General features: G+C 70.6%; 20 protein-coding genes. 10 read left to right on the top strand and 10 right to left on the bottom strand.

Annotation, left to right across the window (positions count from 1 at the left end):
- Positions 1 to 28: 28 nt before the first annotated feature.
- Together HUK68_RS13455 and HUK68_RS13450 are read left to right on the top strand one after the other, a co-directional pair.
- The gene (locus tag HUK68_RS13455) at positions 29 to 1129 is read left to right on the top strand and encodes an LLM class flavin-dependent oxidoreductase (protein WP_175504622.1); all 1101 of its coding nucleotides are present in this window, start codon (positions 29 to 31) and stop codon (positions 1127 to 1129) included.
- Positions 1130 to 1131: 2 nt separating this feature from the next.
- The gene (locus HUK68_RS13450) at positions 1132 to 2277 is read left to right on the top strand and encodes an acyl-CoA dehydrogenase family protein (protein WP_175504621.1); all 1146 of its coding nucleotides are present in this window, start codon (positions 1132 to 1134) and stop codon (positions 2275 to 2277) included.
- A 126-nt stretch (positions 2278 to 2403) separates the two neighbouring features.
- Here HUK68_RS13450 and HUK68_RS13445 read toward each other — a convergent pair whose 3' ends face one another.
- The 5 genes from HUK68_RS13445 to HUK68_RS13425 are packed head-to-tail and all read right to left on the bottom strand — an operon-like array spanning position 2404 to position 6885.
- On the bottom strand, positions 2404 to 3180 hold the full coding sequence (locus HUK68_RS13445; protein WP_175504620.1) for an ABC transporter permease: 777 nt from the start codon (positions 3178 to 3180) through the stop codon (positions 2404 to 2406).
- Positions 3177 to 4418: an ABC transporter substrate-binding protein gene (locus HUK68_RS13440; protein ID WP_175504619.1), complete on the bottom strand. Its 1242-nt coding sequence runs from the start codon at positions 4416 to 4418 to the stop codon at positions 3177 to 3179. Before HUK68_RS13440 ends, HUK68_RS13445 begins: the two co-directional genes overlap by 4 nt.
- A 33-nt stretch (positions 4419 to 4451) precedes the next feature.
- Positions 4452 to 5255: an ABC transporter ATP-binding protein gene (locus tag HUK68_RS13435; RefSeq protein ID WP_175504618.1), complete on the bottom strand. Its 804-nt coding sequence runs from the start codon at positions 5253 to 5255 to the stop codon at positions 4452 to 4454.
- Positions 5252 to 6328 carry an acyl-CoA dehydrogenase family protein gene (locus HUK68_RS13430; RefSeq protein WP_175504617.1) on the bottom strand — a complete coding sequence of 359 codons (1077 nt, stop codon included), beginning with the start codon at positions 6326 to 6328 and terminating at the stop codon, positions 5252 to 5254. Before HUK68_RS13430 ends, HUK68_RS13435 begins: the two co-directional genes overlap by 4 nt.
- A complete protein-coding gene (locus HUK68_RS13425; protein WP_175504616.1) occupies positions 6325 to 6885 on the bottom strand; it encodes a carboxymuconolactone decarboxylase family protein in 561 nt (186 codons plus the stop codon). Before HUK68_RS13425 ends, HUK68_RS13430 begins: the two co-directional genes overlap by 4 nt.
- Positions 6886 to 7084: 199 nt before the next feature.
- Between HUK68_RS13425 and HUK68_RS13420 the strand changes: the two genes are divergently transcribed.
- Entirely contained in the window at positions 7085 to 7990 is a 906-nt protein-coding gene (locus HUK68_RS13420; protein WP_175504615.1) for an EamA family transporter, read from the top strand.
- Positions 7991 to 8112: 122 nt separating this feature from the next.
- On the opposite strand, the gene HUK68_RS13415 is transcribed toward HUK68_RS13420, so the two are convergent.
- Positions 8113 to 8817: a helix-turn-helix transcriptional regulator gene (locus tag HUK68_RS13415; RefSeq protein ID WP_175504614.1), complete on the bottom strand. Its 705-nt coding sequence runs from the start codon at positions 8815 to 8817 to the stop codon at positions 8113 to 8115.
- A gap of 68 nt (positions 8818 to 8885) precedes the next feature.
- Between HUK68_RS13415 and HUK68_RS13410 the strand changes: the two genes are divergently transcribed.
- Positions 8886 to 10307: an MFS transporter gene (locus HUK68_RS13410; RefSeq protein WP_175504613.1), complete on the top strand. Its 1422-nt coding sequence runs from the start codon at positions 8886 to 8888 to the stop codon at positions 10305 to 10307.
- Positions 10308 to 10319: 12 nt separating this feature from the next.
- Entirely contained in the window at positions 10320 to 10643 is a 324-nt protein-coding gene (locus tag HUK68_RS13405) for a tetratricopeptide repeat protein (protein WP_175504612.1), read from the top strand.
- Positions 10644 to 10762: 119 nt separating this feature from the next.
- On the opposite strand, the gene HUK68_RS13400 is transcribed toward HUK68_RS13405, so the two are convergent.
- The 4 genes from HUK68_RS13400 to HUK68_RS13385 all read right to left on the bottom strand — a co-directional run bounded on the left by HUK68_RS13400 (position 10763) and on the right by HUK68_RS13385 (position 14574).
- The gene (locus HUK68_RS13400) at positions 10763 to 11830 is read right to left on the bottom strand and encodes a metallophosphoesterase (RefSeq protein WP_175504611.1); all 1068 of its coding nucleotides are present in this window, start codon (positions 11828 to 11830) and stop codon (positions 10763 to 10765) included.
- Positions 11831 to 11935: 105 nt separating this feature from the next.
- Positions 11936 to 12445, bottom strand: a complete 510-nt coding sequence (locus HUK68_RS13395) for a dihydrofolate reductase (protein ID WP_175504610.1) — start codon at positions 12443 to 12445, stop codon at positions 11936 to 11938.
- Between the two features lie 90 nt (positions 12446 to 12535).
- Positions 12536 to 13567, bottom strand: a complete 1032-nt coding sequence (locus tag HUK68_RS13390) for an alpha-ketoacid dehydrogenase subunit beta (RefSeq protein WP_175504609.1) — start codon at positions 13565 to 13567, stop codon at positions 12536 to 12538.
- Complete coding sequence (locus tag HUK68_RS13385; protein WP_244146168.1) at positions 13564 to 14574, bottom strand: thiamine pyrophosphate-dependent dehydrogenase E1 component subunit alpha; 1011 nt, start codon at positions 14572 to 14574, stop codon at positions 13564 to 13566. The genes HUK68_RS13390 and HUK68_RS13385 overlap by 4 nt, the downstream gene beginning before the upstream one ends.
- Before the next feature lie 314 nt (positions 14575 to 14888).
- On the opposite strand from HUK68_RS13385, the gene HUK68_RS23425 reads away from it, so the two are divergent.
- From HUK68_RS23425 to HUK68_RS13360, 5 genes are all read left to right on the top strand, one after another.
- Complete coding sequence (locus HUK68_RS23425; RefSeq protein WP_279614229.1) at positions 14889 to 15272, top strand: hypothetical protein; 384 nt, start codon at positions 14889 to 14891, stop codon at positions 15270 to 15272.
- A 90-nt stretch (positions 15273 to 15362) separates the two neighbouring features.
- Positions 15363 to 16619 carry a TolC family protein gene (locus HUK68_RS13375; protein WP_175504608.1) on the top strand — a complete coding sequence of 419 codons (1257 nt, stop codon included), beginning with the start codon at positions 15363 to 15365 and terminating at the stop codon, positions 16617 to 16619.
- 14 nt (positions 16620 to 16633) lie between these two features.
- Positions 16634 to 17170 (top strand): hypothetical protein, encoded by a 537-nt coding sequence (locus HUK68_RS13370; RefSeq protein ID WP_175504607.1) that lies wholly within the window; start codon positions 16634 to 16636, stop codon positions 17168 to 17170.
- The gene (locus tag HUK68_RS13365; RefSeq protein ID WP_208458668.1) at positions 17167 to 18264 is read left to right on the top strand and encodes an efflux RND transporter periplasmic adaptor subunit; all 1098 of its coding nucleotides are present in this window, start codon (positions 17167 to 17169) and stop codon (positions 18262 to 18264) included. Before HUK68_RS13370 ends, HUK68_RS13365 begins: the two co-directional genes overlap by 4 nt.
- 14 nt (positions 18265 to 18278) lie before the next feature.
- Positions 18279 to 21398, top strand: coding sequence for an efflux RND transporter permease subunit (locus HUK68_RS13360; protein ID WP_175504605.1), 3120 nt, complete (start codon positions 18279 to 18281; stop codon positions 21396 to 21398).
- Positions 21399 to 21406 lie beyond the last annotated feature (8 nt).

The raw sequence follows: 21406 nt of genomic DNA, 5'->3' as shown, positions 1-21406 counted from the left end.
GGGTTTTGCAGCCTTCAAGGAGAACGCGATGTCCGTGCAGATCATTGGCCTGATTGCCCCCCAGGAAGCTTCCGAGACCATCGGCCGCAAGGGGCCGGCGGTGGACACCGACTACGTGCGCCTGCTGGCCCAGGCCCATGAGCATGCGGGCTTCGACCGCATCCTGGTGCCGGCCAGCGCCACCAGCCCCGATCCGCTGCTCACCGTCACCTATGCCGCGGCCCACACCCAGCGCATCCAGTTCCTGCTCGCGCACCGCCCGGGCTTCGTGGCGCCGACCCTCGCGGCGCGGCAGTTCGCGACCCTCGACCACTACACGGGCGGGCGCGTCGCGGTGCACTACATCAGCGGCGGCTCGGATGCCGACCAGCAGCGCGATGGCGATTTCCTGGACCATGACGAGCGCTATGCGCGCACCGATGAATACCTCGGCCTGCTGCGCCGCGTCTGGACCGAAACCCAGCCGTTCGACCACGAGGGCCGCTTCTACCGCGCCAAGGGCGTGAGTTCGGAAGTCAAGCCGCTGCAGCAGCCCCATGTGCCGATCTTCTTTGGCGGCGCCTCGGAGGCCGCGCTCAAGGTCGCGGGCAAGCATGCCGACGTCTATGCGCTGTGGGGCGAGTCGCTGGCGCAGGCCGGCGAGCTGGTGCGCCGCGTGCGCGCCGAGGCCGCAAGCCATGGCCGCGAAGTCGCATTCAGCATTTCCTTCCGCCCGATCATTGCGCCCACCGAGGAGCAGGCCTGGGCCAAGGCCGAGCAGATCCTGGCCGACACGCGCAGCCGCCAGGTGCCGATCTCGCACGCGCGCGGCACCGGCCCGCAGCAAAGCGAAGGCGCGCGCCGCCTGCTCGCCGATGCGGCCAAGGGCGACCGCGTCGATGAACGGCTGTGGACCGCGGTGGCGCGCGAGACCGGCGGCCGCAGCAACTCGACCTCGCTGGTCGGCACGCCGGAACAGGTGGCCGAAGCGCTGCTCAAGTACTACGACCTGGGCATCACCACGCTGCTGCTGCGCGGTTTCGATCCGCTGCTCGATGCCATCGAGTACGGCCGCGAGCTGATTCCGCTGATCCGCGAGAAGGTCGCGCAGCGCGAGGCCGCACGCACGCTCGAACGCAAGGCGGCCTGAGCATGAAACTCGAGATGAGCCCGGGCGATGCCGCGCGCACGCTGGCCGCGGAGTTCGGCCAGCGCGCGGTGGCGCATGACCGCGACGGCAGCTTTCCCCATGCGAACTTCGCCGATCTGCAGCGTGCCGGCTTGCTGGCGCTGGCCGCGCCGCGCGCCTGGGGCGGCCAGCAGGTCTCGGTGGCGGAACTCGGCGAGGTGATCGGCGCGCTGGGCTATGGCTGCCCGGCGACCGCGCTGGTGCTGAGCATGCAATACCTGCAGCAGCGCCAGATGGCGCGCCCGGGCACGTTCTGGCCCGAACACCTCGCGCGCCAGCTGGTGCAGGAGGCGGCCGCCGGCGTGTCGCTGGCGAACGCGCTGCGCGTCGAGCCCGAACTCGGCACGCCCGCGCGCGGCGGCCTGCCGGCCACGGTGGCGCGGCGCACGCCCGAAGGCTGGCGCCTGAGCGGGCGCAAGATCTATTCGACCGGCGCGCCGATCCTGCGCTGGTATGCGGTCTGGGCGCGCACCGACGATGCCGAGCCGCAGGTGGGCACGTTCCTGGTGCGCGCGGACAGCCCGGGCGTGCAGATCGAAGCCAGCTGGGACCACCTGGGCCTGCGCGCCAGCGGCAGCCACGACGTGATCCTCGACGCGGTGCTCACGCCGCTGGACCATGGCATGGGGCTCGTACCTGCGGGCGCGCAGCCGCGCGACACCAGCATGCAAGCCGAGATGACGGTGCTGCTGGGCGCGCTCTACTCCGGCGTGGCACTCGCGGCGCGCGACTGGCTGCTCAGCTTCCTGCGCGAGCGCACGCCCGCCAGCCTGGGCGCGCCGCTGGCGACCTTGCCCAGGGTGCAGGAAGCCGTGGGGCGGATCGAAGCGCTGCGGCTGTCGAACCAGCGGCTGCTGGCCAGCCTGGCGCGCGATCTCGATGCCGGCGCGCAGGTGCCGCTGGCCGACAGCGGCCTGATCAAGACCCTGGTGATGCGCCAGGCGGTGGAGCTGGTGCAGGAAGCGCTGGCGCTGACCAGCAACCATGGCTTGTCGCGGCGCAACCCGCTCGAGCGCCACCTGCGCGACGTGCTCTGCGGGCGCGTGCACACGCCGCAGGAGGACAGCGCGTTGGTATTGGCGGGGCGGGGGGTGCTGGGAGCCGTCTGAGGGCGGGATGTTCATCCTTCGACGGGACAGCCCAGGCAGACGCACCGCGAGCGGCGGCTCACGTTCGTCCTGAGTCCGTCGAAGGATGAACGTCCTCCCTCCAGTGGTCCCCTGGACCTTGGCGTTCTACCCCCGGTTCTTGCCCACCCACCTGGCCGTCACCGCCCGCGCCGCCACATCCAGCGCAAACCCCAGGCAGCCGATCACCACGATGCCCGCCATCAGCTCGTCATAGGCGAGCCGGTCGCGCGTGTCGAGGATGAAATAGCCCATGCCGGCCGATACGCCGAGCATTTCGGCCGGCACCAGCACGATCCAGGCGATGCCCAGCGCGAGCCGAAAGCCGGTGAGCACATGCGTGACGATGCCGGGCAGCACGATATGCCGCACGACCTCGCTGCGCGTGGCCGACAGGCTGTGCGCGAGCTGCAGCCAGCTCCTGTCGAGCGCGGCCACGCCGGCGGCGGTGTTGAGCAGGATGGGCCAGACCGCGGCAAAGGTCAGCAGGAACACCACCGGCGCCTCGCCCACGCCCAGCGCCATCACGGCCAGCGGCATCCATGACAGCGGCGAGACCATGCGCAGGAACTGGAACAGCGTGCCCGTGAGCTTGGCGAACAGCGGCGACAGCCCGACCCAGACGCCCAGCGGAACCGCGATCAGCAGCGCCAGCAGCAGCGAGATGCCGATGCGCTGCAGGCTCAGCAGGATATGCTCCCAGAGCGCGCCTTCGGCCAGCAGCCGGCCCAGCGCGGCAAAGCCGGCCGTGGGGGCGAACGCGCTGCGTATCGCCTCGACATCCGACAGCTGGCGCGCGCCCAGCGACCACAGCGCGACGGCCAGCGCCAGGCCGACCACGGGCCAGACCACGCGGTCCACGGCCCGCCTGATGCCCCGGCTCATGCCTCGATGACTTCGCGGCGCGTGAAGCTTTCGGCGTGGCCGAAGGCCTTGAGGCCGCCGACCTGCTTGAGCGCGTTCTTCACGAAGCGGTCATCGACCAGGTCGCGCGCGACGAACTTCGGATCGAGCTTCTCCAGGAAGGCGGCATTGCCTTCGACATGCGTGACCTGCAGCGCCTTGACCAGTTCCTCGGTGTACGAGGGATAGGGATAGGGCTGGAAGTCGATGCGCCGCTGGTTCCACTGCGGGTGCTTGATGATGCCGCCCTGCGTGTACTGCGCCATCTCGGTCGCGGCCAGCACCTTGGTCAGCACCGGCAGGCCGTGCGGCGTGTACTTGCCTTCGCCGCTGGCGGCCAGCAGCTTGGCGGTGTCGAGCTGGTTGTTGCGCGTCCAGAGCTGGGCCTTGACGATGGCGTTGGTGACCTTCTGCGCCCATTCGGGGCGCTCGGTGATGTCGCGCTCGGCCAGCGTCAGCAGGCAGCACGCATGGTTTTGCCAGACGTCGCCGACGAAGCGCAGCACCTTGCCCACGCCCGAGACCTCGGCCGCGGCGACGAAGGGCTCGGCCACGATGTAGCCCGACACCGCCTTCGAGGCCAGCGCCGATACCATTTCCGCGGGTGCCATCACGATCAGGTTGACCTCGTCGGAGGCCAGGCCCGCGCTGCGCGCGCGGCTCACGGCCTTGAGGCCGTTGGCGCGCAGCAGCTGCTGCAGCACCACGTTGTGGATCGAGTACCAGAACGGAATCGCGACCTGCGTGCCGCCCAGGTCCTTGACCGAATTGATGTGGCGCGCGACCGCCAGCGCCGAGCCGTTCATGTGGTTCCAGGCCACGACCTTGGCGCCGAACTGCGAGCCGTAGCGCACGAACATGGTGGTCGGCGACAGCAGGTGCACCACGTTGACCTGGCCCGCGACAAAGGCTTCGGTGATCTGCGCCCAGGAGCGAAACAGCCGCGGCTTCTCGGTGCGCAGGCCCTCGGCCTCGAACAGCTGGCGGCTGTGCGCCACCAGCAGCGGCGTGGCATCGGTGATCGGCAGGTAGCCGATGCGCACCGGCACGTCGTCGCCGCGCTGGGCCTGGGCGGCGGCGTCGCCCGCGCGCAGCAGCGGCGCGGCCGCGGCGCCGGTCAGCGCCGTGAGGCGCAGCCAGTCGCGGCGGCTGATGCCGCAGTCGCAGGCCGAGGAGGCGCAAAGGTGTTGGTAACTCGGGCGTTGGTCAGGTTGGTCCATGGTGCGGCTTGGGAAAGGTAAAGGGGTCGGGGTTCAGGCGGGCTGCGCGCCATGCCGGCGCGCATGCAGTTCGGCAAGGATCTCGAGCCGCAGCGCGGTGAGTTCCGCGGGGTGCGCGTGGCGCGGGTGCGGCAGATCGACGCGCCATTCGCGCACGATGCTGCCGCCCTGGTCGCCGGGCTGGCGCCCCATCAGCAGGATGCGGTCGGCCACCAGCAGGGCTTCATCGATGTCATGCGTGACGACCAGCGCCGCGGTGTGCCACTGGTGCACGACATCGACCAGCAGTTCCTGCATCTCGCTGCGTGTGATCGCATCGAGCGCGGAGAACGGTTCGTCGGCGAGCAGCAGCCGCGGCTCGCGCGCCAACGCGCGCGCCAGCGCCACGCGCTGCGCCATCCCGCCCGACAGCTGCGCCGGGTGCAGGTGTTCCTTGCCGGCCAGGCCCACGGCGGCAATCGCCTGCCGCACGCGCGCCTGCAGGCGCTCGGCATCAATGCGCGGCTGGTGCTTGAAATCCAGACCGAAGGCCACGTTCCTGGCCACGCTGAGCCAGGGCAGCAGGCTGGCCTGCTGGAACACCACGGCCGCGCGCGGGTGCGGCTGGGTCAGCGGCGCGCCCAGGAAGCGCACGCTGCCTTCGGTGGGTGCCTGCAGGCCGGCGAGCGCGCGCAGCAGCGTCGATTTGCCGCAGCCGCTGCCGCCGAGCAGGCAGACGATCTCCTGCGCACGGATCGCGATGTCGATGCCGCTGAAGATGCGGGGACCCAGGCCGTAGGCGCAGGCCAGGCCCTGGCCCTGCAGCGCGAACTCCGCATCGGCGCCGGCGGCGTTCATTGCGCCCCGCCCGCCAGCTTGCTGAGTTCGCCCTGCAGTTGCGTGAGGCTGGGGGTGACCACGGGAATGAACGCGCTTTCCTGCAGCCGGCGGCCGAAGTCGGGCAAGTGGTCGCCCAGATAGGCGCGGCCGCCCGAACCCTGGAGTTCGAGCTGCACGCTCTCCTGCACCACGGCCGCCAGTTCCAGGCGCACGCGGAACAGCGCCGGGGCATCGGTGACGAAGCGGCCCGATTCCAGGCCCGCGCGGATCGCTTCGCGCAGCGTCTCGAGCTGGGCGCGCGCGCGCACGATGCGCGGCTGCAAGACATCGCGCGCCGAGCCCACCTGCTCGGCCGCCAGCAGGCTCGCTCGCGCCAGGCCCAGCGACATGCCGCACTGCAGGCTCAGGAACATCGGCCGCGCGCGCTTGAGAAAGGACAGGCCGTCGCGCCCCAGCACGGCTTCGGGGCCGACCTTCACGGAATCGAGCTGGATGGCCGCGGTATTGCTGGCGCGCAATGCCAGCAGGTCGAGGTCGGCGCTGCGCGCGACGCCATCGAGCCGGCCGTCGATGGCCAGCACCATCGGCATGGGCTGCTGCAGCGTCTGCACGGCCGCGGCCACCACGAAGGGCGAACGCAGGTTGGTGACCCAGGGCAGGCGGCCCGACACGCGCCAGCCATCCTGGCCCTCGGGCGTGGCCTCGACCTGCAGGGGTTCGAGCTGCGACAGGAACTTCATCGCGTTCGACAGGCCGGTGGCGCCCGCGATGCGTCCTTGCAGCAGATCGGGCAGCCAGGTCTCGCGCGCCGCGGGGTTGTCCGAAACGCACAGGTAGTCGATGAACGCGCGGTGGCTCCAGAGCACGAAGGCGCAGGTCAGAGAATGTTCGGCCACGTGGGCAATGGCGTCGACCGCATCGATGGCTTCGCCGCCGTCGCCGCCCAAGGCCTGGGGCACGCCGATGCGGTGCAGGCCCGCGGCCACCAGCTGCGGCAGCACCTGCTGCGCGGCATCGGCCGACTGGTTGAGGCTTTGCGCGTGGGACTGCAGCCAGGTCAGCAGCGCGGGCGCCAGCTGGGCGCCGCTCATGCCTGGAACACGCCGGGCGAGAACGGCTTGAGTTCGGGGTTGATCTCGGGCTTGGCCAGGTTGTTGGCGAAGTTGCACAGCGTGGCCAGGCTCACCCCCAGCACCACTTCGAGCGCCTGCTGGTCGTTGAAACCCGCGGCCTTGAAGGCCGCCAGCGCCGCATCGGAGGCCGCACCCCGCGTGGCGATGACTTCCTTGGTGAAGGCCTGGACCGCATCGAGCCGGGCATCGCCCGTGGGCTGGCCGGTCTGCAGTTTCAAGGCCGTGGCCGCGCCGAGCTGGGTCTTCTTGCTGACGATGGCGGTGTGGCCCGAGAGACAGAAATCGCAGCCATGCACCGACGCTGCCGTGAGCTGCACCACCTCGCGCTCGGCCAGCGTGAGCGAGGCGCGGGCATTGATGCCCGAGACCGTGAGGTAGGTTTCCAGCGCCACGGGCGCATTGGCCAGCACGCCGATCAGGTTGGGCAGGAAGCCGTTGTTGGCCAGCGCCTTTTCCACGAAGGGCTTGCTGTCGGCGGGGGCGGAGTCCACGGTCTGTAGAGGAAGACGGGGCATGGGAGGGCCTTTCTGGGCAAAGCGGCAAGGCTCTGCACGGTGTTGCGCGCTGGGATGAAAATGGCATCCCACGATGCCAGTGATTTCGGTGATCCACTAGTATCCCTTCACTGGGTGTGGTCTACAAACAATAAATCGTAATGTGCAAATCCATTGGTCGGAACCCCAGGGCGCGCGCCCGTCTTGTCGAGGAGTCCGCATGAGCCACGCGCACTTTTCCGGCCGCGATCTGCTGGCCGCGCTGTCCGTGGTGGTGATCTGGGGACTGAACTTCGTGGTCATGAAATGGGCGCTGGCCGACTTCACGCCGTTCCAGCTCGGCGCCTGGCGCTATGTGTTCGCGGTACTGCCGCTGGTGCTGATCGTGCGCCGGCCGGCCGTGCCCTGGCGCTGGATCATTGCCTACGGGCTGTGCCAGGGCGTGGGGCAGTTCGGCGTGCTGTTCATCGCGCTGCAGGTCGGCATGACGGCGGCACTGGCCTCGGTGCTGATGCAGACCCAGGTGTTCTTCACCGCCTTGCTCGGCGTGCTGCTGCTGGGCGAGCAGCTGTCGCGCCCGCTCAAGTGGGGGCTGGTCTGCGCGGCCATCGGCCTGGGCTGTTTTGCCATGAACTATGTGGGCGGCGCGGCGGCCGCGGGCACGACCTTGCTGGGCTTCGTGCTGAACCTGGCTGCGGCCGCGATGTGGGCCGCCTCGAACATCGTCGCGCGGCGCATGCAGCAGGTGGCGCACAGCTATGACGCGCTGGGTTTCGTGGTCTGGAGCGCGCTGGTGCCCATCGTGCCCTTCGTGCTGCTGAGCCTGGCGTTCGATCCGCCGGCGCAGCGCTGGCGCTGGCTCGACGCGCCGCTGTCGAGCTGGCTGTCGGTGGCTTACCTGGGCTGGTGCGCCACGGTCATGGGCTATGCGCTGTGGACCAGCCTGCTCAAGCGCCATGCCGCCAGCCGGGTGGCGCCGTTCAGCCTGGGCGTGCCGGTCATCGGCCTGGGCGCGGGCATCGTGCTGCTGGGCGAGCGCGTCACGCCCTGGCAGTGGGCGGGTGGCGCCTGCATCGTCATGGCGCTGGTCGTGGTGCTGCTCGGCGCGCGCAGAAGACCGCGCTGAACTGCTGCCTGTTTTTTGGGCATGCCCCGCAAACCCAGCGCTGGCGCCGTTTGCGCCAGTTGTTCCGGCAGTTATGCACAAGCTTGGGCACGGTTTTCGGGATAACTCCGCGGGCCATGGCTTCAGCCATTTGCGCGCGTGATGCGGTAGGCGCAGCGCGTCGCGCCGGCCAGCAGATGCTGCTCGCGCGTGACCTGTGCGCCCGGCCCGACGATCTCCTGGAACAGCTGCAGCTCGGAGCGGCAAAAGCCCTGGCAACTGCGCGCCGCCACGCAAATGGGGCAGTGGTCCTCGATCAGCAGCCAGTCCGCGCCATCGGCCTCGGCACGCGCCATATAGCCTTCGGCGCTGCGCACGGCGGCCAGCTGCGCGAGGCGTTCGGGCAGGGCGGGCGCGTCGCAGGCCTGCTGGTAGAGCTGGCGCGCCTCGGCTTCGCGCTGCGCGATCAAGCGCTCCAGCCCGTCCTCGCCAAACAACTGGCGCACCGAGCCCAGCAATTGCGCCGTGAGCTGCGCATGGGTGTCGGGAAAGCGCGCGTAGCCGGCGTCGGTCAGCGCCCAGCACTGGCGCGGCCGGCCGAGGCGCGGCCGGCCGGGGCGTGGAGTTTGCTTGTCGTCAGCGGGCTCCTGCCGGGCTTCGATCAGCCCCGCCGACACCAGCTTCTGCACCTGCAGGCGCGCGGCCTCGGCGCTGGTGTCGAGCCATTGTGCGAGCGCGCTGGTCGAGGCCGGACCGCGGGACTTGAGCAGGAACAGCAGGCGGTCGGCCGTGGCGGCAGGCGCGGCCACGGGCGCTGGAAATGCAAAGCCCTTGCTTGCGTATTGCATGGTGGCCTTATTATCCAAAGAATTTCTTGGATAATAATCCAGGCCTGCCTGTCTGTCGAGAGCGCTTCATGTCTGATATCTCCCTGTCCTCCCCGGCCACCGCGTCGTGGGCCAGCCTGTTCCAGGGCCGCAACGGCTTGCTGGCCGTTGCCCTGACGGGCGGCGTCGCATTGCATGCGGTCAACGTGCATATCGTGACCACGGTGCTGCCCTCGGTGGTGCAGGACATTGGCGGGCTGGACTGGTATGCGTGGAGCACCACGCTGTTTGTCGTGGCGTCGATCATCGGCGCGGCGCTGTCGGTGCGGCTGCTCGCGGTGCTGGGCCCGCGCGCGGCGTGCATCGCGGCGCTGGCGGTATTCGCGCTGGGATCGGCGGCATGCGCGTCGGCGCTGTCGATGCCCTGGCTGCTGGCCGGGCGCAGCGTGCAGGGCCTGGGCGGCGGCGTGCTGGCCGCGCTGAGCTATGCGCTGATCCAGGTGGTGTTCGTGCCCGCGCTGTGGCCACGCGCCGTGGCGCTGGTGTCGGGCATGTGGGGCATTGCCACGCTGTGCGGGCCGGCCGTGGGCGGGCTCTATGCGCAAGCCGGACACTGGCGCTGGGCGTTCTGGACGCTGCTGCCGCTGGCGCTGGCGCAGGCCGCGCTGGTCGCGGTGCAGCTGCGCCCCGCGCCGGGCGCAAGGCCTGCCGCCGGTGGCCGGCCGCTGATTCCGGTGGCGCAGATAGTGCTGCTGGCCAGCTCGGTGCTGGCCGTGGCGGCGGGCAGCCTGTCTGCCGGGCTTGGGGGCCAGGCCCTGGGCGTGGCCTGCGGATTGGCGCTCGGCGCGGCCGCGCTGGCCATCGACCGGCGCGCCGCGGTGCGCATGCTGCCGTCGGGCGCGGCGCGCTGGGGCTCGCCGCTGGGCGCGATCTATGCGGCCGTCGCGCTGCTGCTGGTCGGCACCACGACCGAAATCTACATTCCCTATTTCCTTCAGACGCTGCATGGCTATACGCCGCTGGCCGCGGGCTACCTGACGGCCGCGATGGCCGCGGGCTGGAGCTGCGGCTCGCTGCTGTCCTCGGGCCGCGAAGGCGCGGCGGCCACGCGCCTGCTGCGCGGCGCGCCGGTGCTGGGCTTCGCGAGCCTGCTGGTGCTGGCGCTGCTGCTGCCGACCACGCTGCTGTCCGCCGGCCTGCACATGCTGCTGTGCGGCCTGGCGCTGGCTGGCGTGGGCGCGGGCGTGGGCGTGGGCTGGCCGCATCTGCTGGTGCGCGTGCTGACGCTGGCGCCTGCGGGTGAGGGCGGCATGGCATCGGCGGCGATCACCACGGTGCAGCTGTATGGCATGGCGATAGGCGCGGCCATTGCCGGCCTGGTGGCCAATGCCGCCGGGCTGATCGCGCCGGGCGGCGTGGCGGGCGCGCAGTCGGCAGCCATCTGGCTGTTTGCCGGGTTTGCACTGGCCCCACTGGGTGCGGCGCTGCTGCTGCGCGGCATTCGCAACTGACCAGGAGACGCCATGACACAGCGTGAAGAATTGGAAAAGCTGCTGGCCGCGGGCCGCGACAGCGCGCTGCTGCGCTTCGGGCTGGGCAATGCCTGCCTGCAAGAGGGCGATGCGGCCGCGGCCGCCGAACACCTCGCGCAGGCGACGCGCCAGCAAGCCAGTTATTCGGCGGCGTGGAAGTTGCTCGGCAAGGCCTTGCTCCAACTCGACCGCGTCGATGCAGCGCAGGCCGCGTGGACCACGGGCCTGGCCGTTGCCGAGCAGCAGGGCGACCAGCAATCGGCCAAGGAAATGGCGGTGTTCCTGCGCCGCCTGCAGCGCCCGTCGGCGGAATGAAGCGCGCCTTGCCTGTTTTTTGGGCAACTGCCGCAAACCCAGCACTGGCGCGGCTTGCGCGGGTTGTTGTGGCAGTTATGCACAAGCTTGGGCACGGCCAGCAGGGATAACCGGCTGCGCTATCCGCCCCAGTCCTGCGTGGGCATCTCGCGGCCGTCTTCGAACATCAGCGTGCGTTCGGGCCAGCGCAGCGCGGCCAGGTTGAAACGCTCGTCACGGGGTTCGCCCGCGCGCCGTGCGACCCAGCGCCCGCCGACCGAATAGTCGACGCAGAACACATTGCCGCGCGGACCGTGCCAGGCCAGCGGCGCGGTCTGGCCAAACAGGTTTTCCTCCTGCTTGCCATGCACCGGCACGCGCGGCGGGTGCAGCCGGCGCCAGTAATGGCCGATCACCACGGCCTGCGCATCGCGGTAGTCGTTCCACCAGGCCATGCGCTCGACAAAGCGCCATTTGCCGCCCGCATAGAACGGCTCTGTGCAGCGCCGCTCCAGGCCCGTGGTCAGCACCTTGAGCGGATTGAACACCGCCTTGTTGAGCTCGCTTTCGGAATGCGCGGGCAGGAAGGGCGGGCGCTCGCGCGCATCTTCGAGGCTGTGCGGCCAGGCGCGCGCCTCGGCTTCGCGGCGTTCCTTGAGCTGGCTGGCCCGGGCCTGGCTTTCGGCAACCGCCTCCCAGTGGTCGTATTGCGCGCGCAGGCTGCCCAGCGGCATCGCGCGCGCGGCCGTGATCTGTGGCTCGACCCAGGCGGCATGCACGATGCGCAGGTCGGAGCGCTCCAGCGCCACCGGCAAGCCGGCCGTGAAATCGGCAATGGCCTGGCGCTCGGCCGCGCTTTCGGGCTGCGCGAACGGCGCGTACTTGGGTTCGTCGGACACCGTGCGGCTATCGAAGTACCAGCCAGACCCGTCCTTGGCGTCCTCGCGCAGCAGATTGATCTCGTGGTTGCCGGCCACCGCCAGCGCGCGCCCGCTGCCCAGCAGCCGGCGCGCCAGGGCCAGCACGGCGGGACTGTCGGGGCCGCGGTCCACGAAATCGCCAACGAACACCAGCCGGCGCTGCGCGGGATGCCGGCCCTCGGCGTCGTAGCCCAGATGCGACAGCAGCGACAGCAGGGCGTCGTATTCCCCATGGACATCGCCAACGATGTCCAGGGGGCCGGGAGGCAGCGGTTGGATCAGGCTCATGCGCAGAGGGGAGAAGAAAGGCGGAACGGGGCTTGTGGCCCCCGCCGCATTATTTCGGGGAATCGCGGTGGCTGGGCGCGGTCGGCATGTCGCAATAGCGACAGATTACAGGGTGGTCGGCGCCTGCGGACGGCGGACATAGCGCACGAAGGCATAGCGCAGGCCGGTGCGGCTCTCGCCTTCGCTGCGCGTGGCGGGCACCCACTCGTCGCCCAGCTCGGGCGCGAAGGCATCGCCTGCGAAGTCCTGCGCGATCTCGGTGACTTCGACGGCATCGGCCAGCGGCAGGGCCTGGGCGTAGATCTGCGCGCCGCCCATCACCCAGACATCGGCGCTGTGCTGCGCGGCCAGTGCCAGCGCTTCATCGAGGCTGCCCGCGCGCAGCGCGCCCGGCGCCTGCCAGTCGCTCTGGCGCGTGACGACGATGTTGCTGCGCCCGGGCAGCGGGCGAAAGCGCTCGGGCAGCGAGTCCCAGGTCTTGCGGCCCATGACGACGGCGCTGCCGCCCGTGAGCTGCTTGAAATGCGCGAGGTCTTCGGGCAGGTGCCAGGGCATGGCATTGTCGAGGCCGATGGTGCCGTTGGCGGCGCGGGCGTAGATGAGTTGAACGGACATGGGCGCGGTGGCAGCAGGAACAGCCGCCCATTGTCCGCCAAACACCGCCATCCCTGCAGCCGCAGGGGCGCAGCGTTCAGCGCCCCGCGCTCAGCGCTGCAGCAGCTTCAGCGCCGCGGCCACCACCTGCGCGGCGCCGATGCGCGCGACGCTCTCGAGCGTCGGCGCGTAGCCCACGGGAATGCGCGGCGCGCCCAGCCGCGCCACGCGTGCCGCCGTGTGCTCGGCCACGGTGGCCGCGATCTCGCCGCCAAAGCCCGCGGCCTGGATGGACTCGTGCACCACCAGCAGCCGGCCGGTGCGCCCGGCCGACTCCAGCACCGCCGCGCGGTCCCAGGGCCAGATGCTGCGCAGGTCGATGACGTCGGCGCCCACGCCCTGGGCCGCCAGTGCATCGGCCGCTTCCGTGACCGCATGCACCTGGCGCGACCACGACACCAGCGTGATGTCGTTGCCGGAACGCAGCTGGCGCGCCTTGCCCAGCGGCTGGTGCACGCCGGGCGTGACCGGACCCTGCATCGACCACAGCTCCTTGTGCTCCATGAAGACCACCGGATCGCCCGAGGCCAGCGCCGCGTGCAGCAGCCCGTAGCTGTCGGCCGGCGTCGCGGGCGCCACCACCGTGAGGCCGGGCACGTGCGCGAACCAGGCCTCGAAGGATTGGGAATGCTGCGCCGCCGAGGCCGTCCAGATGCCGATCGGCAGCCGCGCCACCAGCGGCACGCGGCCCTGGCCGCCAAACATGAAGCGGTTCTTCGCGGCCTGGTTGACGAGTTCGTCGATGGCGCACAGCGCGAAGTCGGCCACGCGCAATTCGACCACGGGGCGCATGCCCGCCAGCGCCAGGCCCACGCCCGCGCCCATGATGGTCGACTCGGAGATCGGCGTGTCGATGATGCGCTCGGGCCCGAAGCGTTCGACCAGCGCCCGGCCGTCGGCGCCGCGGTACTGGCCGAACACGCCGCCGCGGCCCAGGTCCTCGCCCAGCGCCACCACATGCCGGTCGGCCTGCATGGCCTCGGACAGCGCCAGCGCCGCGGCCTGGGCATAGCTCAGCGTCAGCGCGCTGGTATCGGGCGTGGCATCGGCCACGGCGGGTGGATTCACGACGGCGCTGCTCATGCCCAGGCTCCTTCGCCGGTGGTGGCGATGTCTTCGAAGGCCTCATGGGCTTCGGGAAACGGCGCGGCCTTGGCAAAGGCCACGGCGGCCGCGATCTCGGCCTGGGCCTGCGCCAACACATCGGCCGCGGCATCGGCCTGGCCGCGCGCCGCGAGCAGTTCGCGCGCGCGCGTGACCGGGTCGGTCAGCAGCGCGGCCGCGACCTCGGCCGGGTCGCGGTAATGCGCCGGATCGACCGATACATGGCCCTTGTGGCGATAGGTCAGCGCATGCAGCAGGCGCGGCCCGCTGCCCGCGCGGATACCCGCGACGAGCTGCGCCGCGGCCTCGCTCACGGCCAGCACATCGTTGCCATCGACCTGCGTCGCGGCAATGCCCAGCGCCTCGGCGCGCGCGCTCGCGGCCTGCGTGCCCGCGGTCATGGGGGCCGAGCGCGTGGTCGCGGAGATCTGGTTGTCCTCGCAGACGAACAGCACCGGCAGCCGGTAGATCTGCGCCCAGTTCAGCGCCTCGAGAAACGGCCCGCGGTTGATCGCGCCGTCGCCGAAGAAGCACACCGCGATCGCCTCTTCGCCGCGCAGCTTGAGCGCATGCGCCGCGCCCACGGCAATCGGCAGTCCGGCGGTGACGACGCCGTTGGCGCCCAGCATGCCGACCGAGAAATCGGCAATGTGCATCGAGCCGCCCTTGCCCTTGTTGTAGCCGTGCGCGCGGCCGAACAGCTCGCACATCATGCGCGTGCTGTCGGCGCCCTTGGCCAGCGTATGGCCGTGGCCGCGGTGGGTGGACGTCAGCAGGTCACGCGCGTGCAGATGGGCGCAGACGCCCGCGGCCACGGCCTCCTGGCCCGTGGACAGGTGCAGCGGCCCCTTGACCAGCGCCGGCTCGGCATCGGCCGCGGCGCTCTGGCCCCAGATCTGCACGCCGCCCTGGCTGGCGCGCTCGGCCGCATCTTCAAAGGCACGGATCCGGACCATGGTCCGGTAGAGGGATAGCAGGTCGGTCATGTGGCAATCAGGCAGCCGGGCCGACGCGCTCAGGCACGGCCGGCTTGGAAAGGATGGACGGGGACCGCCAGCCACCTGCTTGGGGTGGCTGTTGCGCCGGGTGCGATGAAGGCGCGGCACGGGTGCGGACGCTGCCTGCGGTCGGTCCATTGTGCGGACCGGCCGCGGGTTTGCATCCTGGGAATGTCACCTAGTCGGGCCGCCTGGCGCAGACGCAATGCAATGCCTCGAGCAGGGCGCCGCGGCAAAGGGCCTGCGCCGCGAAGGCATTGCCGAGAACTATTGCTGCCAGTAGCCGTTAGACTTCGACCTCGATGCGCCGCTTCCTCCTGATCTTCATGCTGTGCCTGCTGCCCCTGCAATGGAGCTGGGCGGCCGCGGCGCGCGTGTGCGAGCACGAGCGGGCCGCCGCGCATTTCGGCCACCATGAGCATCAGCATGGTGCGGGCGCCGCGCTGGAGAGCGCCTCGCTGGAGAGCGCCGCGCTGGAGAGCGATGCGGATGCATCGGCGCATGCGGCATTGCAGCCCCATCCCGATTGCCATACCTGCCATGGCATGGGCGCCGGCTTCCTGACCGGGCTGGATGCGCCCGCTGCGCAATGGTCGGGTGCTTCCCTGCGGCCCTACCACGGCGCCGCGTTGCCCGAGCCGCCGCCCGGCAGCCTGCTGCGTCCGCCTTCCTCCTTCGTCGCCTGACGCCGGCGAAGCTGCGCCCCTGCGTAGGGGGACCGCCTTCGTCGACCTTTGGATCCGCGGGCAACTGCCTGCATTCACGACGAACATTCCATGAAACGCAAGCGCTGGGTCTACCCCGGCATTTTGGCGGCCGCCTTGTTGGCGGCCCTGCCGGGCCATGCCCAAACCTCTGTCTCCCTGACGCCGCTGCGCCAGGGCTTTGAAACCGCCTGGGCTAGGCAACCGGAACAGCGTGCCGCCGCACTGCGCCGCGATGCCGCCGCCGCAGGTCTGCGGGCCGCGCAGCGCTGGACGCCCGAGACTGCGGCACTCGATCTCGCAGCGCGCACCGACCGCTGGCACCGCAACGACGGCACGCGCGAGTACGAAGCCGCCGTGTCCGTGCCGCTGTGGTCGCCAGGCGAGCGCGCGAAGTCGCAGGCCGTGGCGCAGTCGCTGGCGCAAGCCGCGGATGCGCTGCTCGACGCCGCGCAGTGGCGCGTGGCCGAAGAAGTGCGTGAAACCTACTGGGCGCATCAGCGCGCGCGCATCGAGCAGGAGGTCGCGCAGCAAAGGCGCGCCAGCGCCGAAGGCATTGCTCGGGACGTGCTGCGCCGCGTGGCCGCGGGCGATCTGGCGCGCGCCGATGCGCACCAGGCGCAGGCCGCGCTGGCGCTGGCCGACAGCATGCTGGCCGAAGCCGCCGTGGCCGAGGCGCAGACCGCGCAGGCATGGGCCGCGCTGACGGGGCAGGCGCCCGCCGGCGCGGCGCCCGCCGGCGAGACCTGCTTGCACGAGGCCCTGCCGGAACCGCTACCCGCAGATGCGCCGCCTGCCGCCCATCCCCTGCTGCATGACTTGCAGGCCAGGGTCGATGTGGCGCGGCGCCAGCAGGACCTGGCCGGCGCGCAGATGCGCGCCAATCCCGAGGTGTTGCTGGGCACGACGCGCGAGCGCGATGCACGCGGCGAGCGCTATGCGCAGAGCATCAACGTGGGCGTGCGTATTCCGCTGGGACGCTCGAGCGCCAGCGAGGCGCGCCTGGCCAATGCCGGCGCCGACCTGCTGGAGGCGCAAAGCCAGCTCGCGCTGGAGACCGAACGCATCGGCGCCCGGATTGCGGCCGCGCGCCGGCGCGTGGAGCTGCTGACGCAGGCCGACAGCGCGGCGCGCCGGCGCGCCACGTTGGCCAGCGAATCGCGCGGCTTCTTCGACAAGGCCTTCCGCCTGGGCGAAAGCGATCTGCCCACGCGCCTGCGCGTCGAGCTCGAAGCCTTCGAGGCCGAACGCCAGGCCGCCCGCAGCCGGCTTGAAGTCGGCGCCGCCATTTCTCAACTTCGTCAGGCACTCGGGCTGCTGCCCCAGTGACCGCAGGAATCTCCATGTTCAATGCAATCCTTGCAGGCGCGAGCCTGCTTGCGGGCCTGTACGGCCCCCCGGCCCTGGCCGATGAAGGCCATAGCCACGACGCGGCGCCCGCTCCTGCAGCCGCGCCCGCGATACCGCGCTTCGCGGCGGCGTCCGAGCTGTTTGAAATCGTCGGCACGGCCGACGGCACGCAGCTGGCGCTCTATCTCGACCGATTTGCCGACAATGCGCCCGCCGCCGGTGCCACGCTGGAAGTCAGCGTCGGCAGCACGCCGGTGGCGGTGAAGGAGGTCGCCGCGGGCGAATTCGCCGGCACGCTGGCGCAGCCGCTGCCCGCGGGCGTGACGTCGGTCACGGTCATGGTCGACGCCGGCAATGAAACCGATCTGCTGGCCGGCGACTTCGATGTGCATGAGGAAGCACACGGCGCGCACCCGCCACGCGACGGGCGCGCACTGTGGCCCTGGGCCGCTGCCGGGCTGGCGCTCGCCGCCACGGCGCTGAGCCTGCTGCGCCGCGCCCATGCGCGCCGTGCGGGAGGTGCGGCATGATGCGCGCGCTTCCCCTCGCACTGATGCTTTGCCTGGCCGCGCCCGCCTGGGCCGATGCGGGCCATGAGCATGGCGCTGAGCCTGCCGCGGGCAACACCAACGGTCCGGCGCGCCAGCCCGATGGCAGCGTGTTCCTGCCCAAACCCGCGCAGCGCCAACTGGGGCTGCGCACGCTGGTCGTGCAGCCGGCCGAATTGCCGCGGGCCATCGAGCTCGCGGGCCGCGTGGTGATGGACCCAAATGCGGGCGGCAAGGTGCAGCCCATGAGCGCCGGGCGCATCGAAGCCGGCCCGAGCGGCTTGCCAGTGGTCGGCCAGCGCGTGCGCAAGGGCCAGGTGCTGGCGCATGTCGTGGCGGCCACCGCGGCCATCGAGCGCTCCAGCCAGGCGGCGCAGATCGCCGAGCTGCGCGCTGCGCGGACGCTGGCCGAGAAGCGCCTGGCGCGGCTGCGCGATCTGAGCGATACCGTGCCGCGCAAGGAAATCGAGGCCGTGGAGTCGGAGTTGGCGAGCCTGTCGGCGCGCATCGCCGCCTTGTCCGCTGCCGTGGGCGCGCGCGAGGCGCTGGTGGCGCCGGTCTCGGGCGTGATTGCCGCGGCCTATGCCGTGGCCGGCCAGGTGGTCGATGCGCGCGAACTGGTCTACGAAGTCGTCGATCCGGCGCAACTCAATGTCGAGGCGCTGGCCTTCGATGCGGCGCTGGCGGCCGATGTGGCCAGCGCCAGCCTGCTGGTGGGCGAGGCGCGCGTGCCGCTGCGCTTTGTCGGCGCGGCGCGCGCGCTGCGCGAGCAGGCTCTGCCGATGCTGTTCCGCGCGCAGGGCGAGGCGCTGGCCGCGCTGGCGCTGGGCCAGCCGGTCAAGGTGTTCGTGCAGAGCCGGTCGACCGTGACCGGCATGGCCGTGCCGGCCGCCGCGCTGATGCGCAATCCCGCCAACCAGGACATCGTGTGGGTCAAGACCGCGCCTGAACGCCTCGAGCCGCGCGTGGTCGCCACGGTGGCGCTCGATGGCGCGCGCGTGGCCGTGGTCTCGGGCCTGCAGCCCGGCGACCGCGTGGCCACGCAGGGCGCGGCGCTGGTCAACCAGATCCGCTGAAGGGAGCCATCGCAATGTTCAAATGGCTTCTCGTCAACAGCCTGGCCAACCGGCTGCTGGTCATCATCGCCAGCATGGTGCTGATGTTCTATGGCGCGTGGACCTTGTCGCGCACGCCGGTCGATGTGTTTCCCGATCTCAACAAGCCCACCGTGACGGTGATGACCGAGGCCGGCGGCATGGCCGCCGAGGAGGTCGAGCAGCTGATCACCTTCCCGCTGGAAACCGCCATGAACGGCCTGCCCGGCGTCGAGACGGTGCGCTCGGTGTCGTCGGCTGGCCTGTCCTTCGTCTACGTCACCTTCGACTGGAGCACCGAGATCTTCCGCGCGCGGCAGATGGTCTCGGAGCGGCTCGCGTCGATGGAGGAGGGCGTCGCGCCCGGCGTCGTGCCGCGCATGGGACCGGTCAGCTCCATCATGGGCGAGATCATGCAGATCGCGATTCCCGTCGACACCGCCAAGGTCTCGCAGATGGCGGTGCGCGAATATGCCGACTGGGTGCTGCGTCCGCGCCTGATGGCCGTGCCCGGCGTGGCGCAGGTGATTCCGATCGGCGGCGAGGTGCGCCAGTTCCAGGTGCAGCCCGACACGCAGCGCATGGCGCAGCTGGGCATCTCGCACGAGCAGCTGGCGGCCGCGCTCAAAGGCTATTCGGCCAATACCTCGGGCGGGTTTCTCGAACTCAACGGGCGTGAATACCTGATCCGCCACCTGGGCCGGACTTCGCGCCTGGAGGACCTGCAAAACCTCGCGCTCACGGCCAGGAACGGCCAGCCCATCGTGCTGCGCCAGATAGCGCAGGTCAGCTTTGCCGCGGCGCTCAAGCGCGGCGATGCGGGCTTCGAGGGCAAGCCCGCGGTGATCCTGGGCATCCAGAAGCAGCCCACGGCCGACACCATTGCGCTGACGCGCGCCATCGAGCAGGCGCTGGCCGGCATGCAGGCCTCGCTGCCCGCGGGCATGGACGCGCCGCGCGTGACCTTCCGCCAGGCCAGCTTCATCGAGGCCTCGATCGACAACCTGAAGTGGAAGCTGATCGGCGCCTCGGTGTTTGTCGCCGCGATCCTGTTCTTCTTCCTGGGAACGATTCGGCCGACCCTCATTGCGCTGACGGCCATCCCGGTGTCGATCTTTCTCACGGCGCTGGTCTTCAGGTACTTCGGCCTGTCGATCAACACCATGACGCTGGGCGGCCTGGCCATCGCGATTGGCGGACTGGTGGACGATGCGGTGGTCGACGTGGAGAACATCCTGCGCCGCCTCAAGGAAGACCGCGCGCGGCCTCCCGACCAGCGCAGCCCGGTGCTGGCGCTGGTGGCGCGCGCCTCGATGGAAGTGCGCTCGGCGATTCTCTATGCGACGGTGATCATCGTGCTGGTGTTCGTGCCGCTGTTCGCGCTGCCGGGCATCGAGGGCCGGCTGTTCATTCCGCTGGGCATTGCCTTCATCGTCTCGACGCTGGCCAGCCTGATGGTGTCGGTGACGGTGACGCCGGTGCTGTCGTACTACCTGCTGCCGCGCATGAAGTCGCTCGAGCATGGCGACACGCGGCTGCTGGCCTGGCTCAAGCGCCACTATGCGCAGGGGCTGCAGCGGGTGCTGAACCGGCCCCGCGCCACGCTTGCGGCCGCCGCCGTGGCGGTGCTGCTGGCCGTGGCCTCGGTGCCGTTCTTCCCGACCACCTTCCTGCCGCCGTTCAACGAGGGCACGCTGATGATAGGCATCCGCCTCAACCCGGGCGTGACGCTGTCCGAAAGCTCGGCGCTCGCGCGCCAGGCCGAGCTGCTGGTCAAGAACGTGCCGGAAGTCACGCATGTGGGCCGGCGCAGCGGCCGCGCCGAGCTCGACGAGCATGCCGAAGGCGTGCATGTGAGCGAACTCGACGTGGGCCTCAAGCCCGCGGGTGAACTGACGCGCCCGATGGCCGAGATCGCGGCCGATATCCGCGCGCGGCTGGCGAACCTGCCGGCGGCGGTCTCCATCGGCCAGCCGATCTCGCACCGTATCGACCACATGCTGTCCGGCGTGCGCTCGCAGATCGCGATCAAGATCTTCGGCGAGGACCTGGACACGCTGCGCGGCCAGGCCGACGCGCTGCGCGCGCGCCTGGCGCGGATTCCCGGCATGGCCGATCTGGAGGTCGAAAAGCAGGTGCTTGCGCCGCAGATCACGGTGCGCATCGACTACGCCGCCGCGGCGCAGTACGGCGTGCCCGCGCCGCAGGTGCTGGCGACGCTGCAAAGCCTGGTCGAGGGCGAGCGCATCACGCAGATCGTCGAGGGCGGGCGCCGCTTTGCGCTGGTTTTGAAGCTGCCCGAGGACACGCGCTCGGCCGAGGGCCTGAGGAACCTGCTGATCGAGACCCCTTCGGGGCGCGTGCCGCTGTCGAAGATCGCCAGCATCGAGCACGGCGACGGGCCGAACCAGATCAGCCGCGACGATGGCAAGCGCCGCATCGTGCTCTCGGCCAACGCCCAGGGTCGGCCGCTGTCCGACATCGTCGCCGACATGCGCCAGGCGATTGCCGAGATGCCGCTGCCCGAGGGCTATTTCATCACGCTGGGCGGGCAGTTCCAGGCGCAGGAGGAGGCCGCGCGGCTGGTCGGCCTGCTGTCGCTGGTCTCGCTGACGCTGATGTTCATCGTGCTCTACAGCCGCTACCAGTCGACGCGGCTGTCGCTGCTGATCATGGCCAACATCCCGCTGGCGCTGGTCGGTGCGGTGCTGGGCCTGTGGCTGTCGGGCCAGCCGCTGTCGATCGCGGCGCTGGTCGGCTTCATCACGCTGGCCGGCATCTCGGTGCGCAACGGCATCCTGAAGGTCAGCCACTACATCAATCTGATGCGCTTCGAGGGCGAGAACTTCGACCACCGCATGATCGTGCGCGGCTCGCTGGAGCGCCTGGCGCCGGTGCTGATGACGGCGCTGGTCACGGCGTTCGCGCTCGCGCCGCTGCTGTTCGAAGCCGAGCAGCCCGGCACCGAGGTGCTGCACCCGGTGGCCGTGGTGATCTTCTGCGGCCTGATCAGCGCCACGCTGCTCGACACCTTTGTCACCCCCGCCATGTTCTGGCTCTTCGGCCGTGCCGACGCCGAGCGTCTCATGGACGCCAAGGACGCCGAAGCCCTGTGATTCCCCCA

Source organism: Comamonas antarctica (assembly GCF_013363755.1).
Taxonomy (GTDB): Bacteria; Pseudomonadota; Gammaproteobacteria; order Burkholderiales; family Burkholderiaceae_C; genus Comamonas; species Comamonas antarctica.
The sequence above is the reverse complement of the archived record's forward strand: the minus strand, read 5'-3'. Positions and strand labels throughout refer to the sequence as shown.